This window comes from Kitasatospora sp. NPDC047058, from assembly GCF_040643935.1.
Taxonomy (GTDB): Bacteria; Actinomycetota; Actinomycetes; order Streptomycetales; family Streptomycetaceae; genus Kitasatospora.
The window spans coordinates 1-4,096 of sequence record NZ_JBEYVJ010000523.1 but is presented as its reverse complement, the minus strand read 5'-3'; the positions used below and the strand labels follow the sequence as shown (position 1 = coordinate 4,096).

4 protein-coding genes are annotated in these 4,096 nt (G+C 72.9%); 1 reads left to right on the top strand and 3 read right to left on the bottom strand.

What is annotated here, in order from left to right:
• Positions 1–868, bottom strand: an 868-nt coding sequence (locus ABZ885_RS36690) for a TIGR03617 family F420-dependent LLM class oxidoreductase (RefSeq protein WP_360198831.1), incomplete at its 3' end; no start/stop codon positions are given.
• A gap of 123 nt (positions 869–991) precedes the next feature.
• On the opposite strand from ABZ885_RS36690, the gene ABZ885_RS36685 reads away from it, so the two are divergent.
• On the top strand, positions 992–1,513 hold the full coding sequence (locus ABZ885_RS36685) for a peptidylprolyl isomerase (protein ID WP_360198829.1): 522 nt from the start codon (positions 992–994) through the stop codon (positions 1,511–1,513).
• A gap of 155 nt (positions 1,514–1,668) precedes the next feature.
• Here ABZ885_RS36685 and ABZ885_RS36680 read toward each other — a convergent pair whose 3' ends face one another.
• A complete protein-coding gene (locus ABZ885_RS36680; RefSeq protein WP_360198827.1) occupies positions 1,669–2,919 on the bottom strand; it encodes a lanthionine synthetase C family protein in 1,251 nt (416 codons plus the stop codon).
• Between the two features lie 169 nt (positions 2,920–3,088).
• Positions 3,089–3,718, bottom strand: coding sequence for a hypothetical protein (locus ABZ885_RS36675; protein WP_360198825.1), 630 nt, complete (start codon positions 3,716–3,718; stop codon positions 3,089–3,091).
• Positions 3,719–4,096 lie beyond the last annotated feature (378 nt).

Sequence of the window (4,096 nt, the reverse complement as noted above, 5' to 3'; positions counted from 1 at the left end):
CGAGGTGCTCACCCCGGACTCCTCCCGGTACTGGCCGGCCGACGAGTGGCAGCCCGGCCGCTCGCAGCCGTCCTTCGACATGGTAGGCGGGGGTGGAGGCGTAGAACGCGAGGCGTTCGCACAGCGCGGCCCGGTTGGCGGCCAGCTCCTCCTCGGTGCGCCCGGTGGCGGTCAGCACCTGGCCGACGACCTCGAACGGGCGGCCGGTCCAGGCGGCGCCCCCGGCCTCGGCCCGGGCCCGCTCCTCGGCGAGGGCGGGGAGCACCTGCCCGGTCAGGTAGCCGACGGAGGTGAAGGGGTGGCTGAGGAAGCCGTCCGCGACCGCCCCGGCCGCCCGGACCATCAGCGGCCCGACGCCCGCCAGCAGGATCCGCGGCACACCGGCCGGGACCGGGTCGGGGGCGAAGACCGGGGTCATCACGGTATGGGTGTAGAAGTCGCCGCGGAAGCGCAGCCGCTCCCCGGTCTGCCAGCTCTGCCAGATCGCCCGCACCGCGTGGACGTACTCGCGCATCCGGGCGGCGGGCCGGTCCCACGGCATGCCGAAGCGCTTCTCGATGTGCGGCTTGACCTGCGAGCCGAGGCCGATGACGGCCCGCCCGCCGGAGGCCGCGTGCAGGCCCCAGGCCTGGTAGGCGAGCGTCATCGGCGTCCGGGCGAACGCGACGGCGACGCCGGTGGCCAGCTCGATGCCGCTGGTCCGGTCGGCCGCCCGGGCCAGCTGGAGGAACGGGTCGTAGGCGGTCTCGGGGACCATCAGCCGGTCCATGCCCCGCCGTTCGGCCTGCTCGGCGGCGTCCAGGATGCCGGCCGGGTGCCCGGAGACGGTGGCGTCGAGGCGCAGGGCGGCAGCCGGCGGACGGTCCATGGGGTGGGCTCCTGGTCGGGATCGGGGACGCGTACGACCGACAGCCTCCCACGCCGCTCCCGCCTCCCCGGACGGATGGTGGCAGAGTGGCCCCGATCCGATGATCCGAACCAAGGAGTTTTCATGGCCAAGGGGCTCTTCGCGACCCTGCACACCACCCGGGGACCGATCCGGCTGGAGCTGTTCCAGTTCCACGCGCCGAAGACGGTGCGGAACTTCGTCGAGCTCGCCGAGGGGACCCGCGACTACACCGACCCCCGGACCGGGGAGCCCGGCAGCGGCCCGTACTACGACGGCACGGTCTTCCACCGCGTGATCGCCGGCTTCATGATCCAGGGCGGCGACCCGACCGCCACCGGCACCGGCGGCCCGGGCTACGCCTTCGCCGACGAGTTCCACCCGGAGCTGTTCTTCACCAAGCCGTACCTGCTCGCCATGGCCAACGCCGGCCCGGGCACCAACGGCTCGCAGTTCTTCATCACCGTCGGCACCCCCGCCCACCTGAACCGCAAGCACACGATCTTCGGCCAGGTCGCCGACGCAGCGTCGAAGGCCGTGGTCGACGCCATCGCCGCCGCACCGACCGAGGACGAGCGCCCGGTCGAGGACGTCGTGATCACCAAGGTCGAGATCGAGCGCACCTGACGACGCGGCGGCCGCCGGGCCGGCTGCGCCCACCACGGGCACAGCCGGCCGGGGGCACTCGGGCGGGAGGAGTTGGTCCGTGGCAGCACGCATCCGAGTGCTTCGCGCAAGGCGGGCCGGCGGTCGTGGCCGCGCCCGTGCAAGCGGGGGGCCGGTCATGACAGAAGGAACATCCGGTCCCAGGCCGGCTCGACGTCGGCAGCCGCGGCCATGAGGGCCATGGCGACACCGGCGGCACCGTCCAGCACTCCGGCGCGGTCCACGGCGGTATCCCCGGCCTCCAAGGAGGCGTATCCGAACGGCAGTTCCGGGTCGTAGGCTCCGAGCAGCCGGTCGACGAGCGCGCTGGCCGCGCCTTCGAGCGGGCCCGACGCGGTCTCCCGGGAGAACCGCAGGACGATGCCGAGCAGCCCTGCCCAACCGTGGCAGTAGGTGGGAGAGCTGAGGTACCGCAGTTCGACGGGGCGTCGCAGCACGCTCATCACCCCTTCGACCGCCGAGCGTCGCAGCTCGTCGTCGTCCAGGGTCTGGCCGGCCAGCCACAGGGACCGGGCGACCCCGGGGTTCCCGTAGCACCATGCGCCTCGCGTGGCGACGGCGGTGCGCCGGGGCACCTCCCGGCCGTCGGGTGCCGGCGGCACGGCGTCGGGCCAGCTCCCTCCCCACGCGTCGTCGACCCGCTGTGCCAGCAGCCATCGGGCGAGAGAGCGCACCGCGTCGATCTGACCGGGGACTTCGTGGCCGGCGCGCGCGGCGAGGGACAGCACTGCCAGGACCCCGGGTATGCCGTGCGCCAAACCACAGTTGAGCTGTCCTGACGGGTAGGCGCGGCGCATGGCCTCGGAGGTCGGCATCCCCGGTGGGGTGGCCCATCGGGGTGCGCCGTGGGGGTCCGGCCGGGAACGGCGCACCAGGGCGGTCAGAACCTGTGGAAGCACGCCGAACGGATCGCGTCTCAGGAGATAGGCCGCCACGCCGCTCGCCCCGTTGACGGTGTCGTACGTGCTCGTCGGCACGCCGTCCGCACCCACGTCCAGCTTTGCCGCGACGGCCGCCGCCCGTGGGGCGAGCAGCTCGTCGACGGCACTGAGCAGGTGCTGATAGCGGTCGCCGTTCCGGCTCAGCGACTCCACCGCGAAGGCGAAACCGCTGAGCCCGTCGAAGAGGCCGGGGCGCGTCGGCCTCCCGCGGCCCAGGGCGTCCGCCCCGTCGGCGAGGAATCCGTGGCCGATCGCGTCCCATCCCTCCTCCGGGAGGCACTGGTCGAGATAGGAACACATCAGCGCGATGCCGGCACTGCCGGCGGCGAGCCCCCACGGGCTCCAGCGGACCGACTCCGGATGGCGCGTCTGACGGCGGGCGAGCGGCAGCGACCGGGCGATGCGGTTCCGGTCGGCGGCGCGCACGGCGACATCGCGCGCGACGAACAGGGCTGCGCTTCGCCGGGGTGCGTCGAGGCCGCCGGGCCGGGAACGAAGACGCTCTCGACGACGGGTTCCGGACCCCGGCATCCGACCTCCCGGAAGCTGGTCGGGATGGTGCGGCCGGCGCCGTGGCGGCCGGCGCTGTCCGGCCTCAGCAGGCGGGACTGCAGGCCGTCTCGATGCAGCTGATGGTCCTGTCCTCGCATCCGTCCGACGGGAGGCATCCTCCGCACGTCGTCGGGTCGCAGGTGTTGACACAGGATCCCAACGACTCGTAGCAGGTGCAGGTCCAGAACTGCTGCGAATGGCACTCGAACATGAAGTCGGTGTTCGTCCACTGGTCATGCTCGCAGTGCCACGTCCGGAGGCCGTCGTCGTCGGCCGCGCGGAACGGCCGTGAGGGCCGACGCCGCGGGATCCGCCGGCGCCGGACATCAAGGTCGAACTCGTCCGGCGGGCGCACCGACGTGCTGTGCGTGTACGCGATCTCGGCGCCCTTGCGCAGCGTGATGCGGGTGGCCTCGGTGCCGTGGAACGGCGGGCTCTCGGCGGGGATCCGTGCGCTGTCCAGGACGTCGTGGACGGAGAACTCGACGAAGTAGTCGAGCTTCGTCGTGAGGTAGAGCCTTCGACGGCCGGACTGATCGCTGTCGCCCAGGAACCCGTGCATCGTCAGCCCTGCTTCAGGCAGCCGCGACGGGTCGGGGCGGAGCCTTTCGACGATCGGGTCCTGCGGTCCTTCGATGTCTCTGGAACCGCTCTTGTCCACGGGGTCGGTCATGTCGTCCCTCCCCATGCGATGGGACCATTCCATTGTCCTCCGCCCCGCGCTCGGTGCCAACAGCCGTTTCGCCCCCGGCAGCTGCACCCCGCTCACCCTTAGTAGTCATCAGTCCTCCGTCGCCGCCGTCCGCGAGGGCGGGTCCGGAACCGTCCGAAGCAGCATGGGCTGAGGCCCCGTCGCCCCTCTCCCGGGCGGCGAGGCCTGCCCCGCGCCGTCGGCGCATCGCCCTCCGGGTGAGCCGGGCGGGTTCCCGGGCGTGGGGCCGAGGGGGGTGGCGGGGGGCGGCGCATAGTCACAGGGTCGGTCATACCTTCCGATCAAGAGACGAGACGATCATGCGTCTGCCCTGCCGGCCGGCCGTCGCGATGGCGGTCA

Excerpts from the sequence above, each read along its gene's own strand:
- ABZ885_RS36685 (WP_360198829.1), top strand. The coding sequence starts at position 992 with ATGGCCAAGGGGCTCTTCGCGACCCTGCACACCACCCGGGGACCGATC.
- ABZ885_RS36675 (WP_360198825.1), bottom strand. The coding sequence starts at position 3,718 with ATGACCGACCCCGTGGACAAGAGCGGTTCCAGAGACATCGAAGGACCG.